This window comes from Agromyces humi (assembly GCF_009720255.1).
In the GTDB taxonomy this organism is placed as follows: Bacteria; Actinomycetota; Actinomycetes; order Actinomycetales; family Microbacteriaceae; genus Agromyces; species Agromyces humi.
This window is the reverse complement of sequence record NZ_WJSP02000806.1, coordinates 1-508: the sequence shown is the minus strand read 5'-3', so window position 1 is coordinate 508 and position 508 is coordinate 1. Positions and strand designations below refer to the sequence as shown.

Below are 508 nucleotides of genomic sequence, written 5' to 3'. Positions count from 1 at the left end.
AGCCGCGCGAAGCGCGCGACGTGGTCGTGGCGCAGCAACTGGGCGTGCTCGACCGAGCCGCGGCATCCGACCGCCTCGAACGCGTCGAGCACACGGGCGTTCGCCTGGTCGCCGATCGCGTGCACCGCCGGGGTGAGTCCGCCCGCGTGCGCGCGTCGCATCAGCGGCACGAGCTCCTCGAACGGAACGGTCACGACGCCGAACGGGTGCTCGTGGCCCTCGAGGCCCGGATACGGGTCGAAGCACCAGGCGGTTCGGGTGTTCAGCGACCCGTCGGTGATGACCTTGGCGCCGCCGACCGTGACCAGGCCGCCGGTGCCCGGCACCGCGTCACCGGTGCGCAGGCCCTCCTCGATCGCCCGCGCGAGGTGCTGCGGGTACACGCCGAAGGACACGCGGACGGGGAAGGCACCGCCGGCCGCGCGCCGTGCCCAGTCGTCGCGGTTCCAGCGCATCTCGTAGTCGGTCACGCACACCACGCCGCGCGCGGCGGCGGTCGCGGCGGCGT

1 protein-coding gene is annotated in these 508 nt (G+C 74.6%); it reads right to left on the bottom strand.

Annotated elements, in window-relative coordinates; all coding sequences use genetic code 11:
- Nucleotides 1-508, bottom strand: a 508-nt coding sequence (locus GH736_RS24285; RefSeq protein WP_159607655.1) for an amidohydrolase family protein, incomplete at both ends; no start/stop codon positions are given.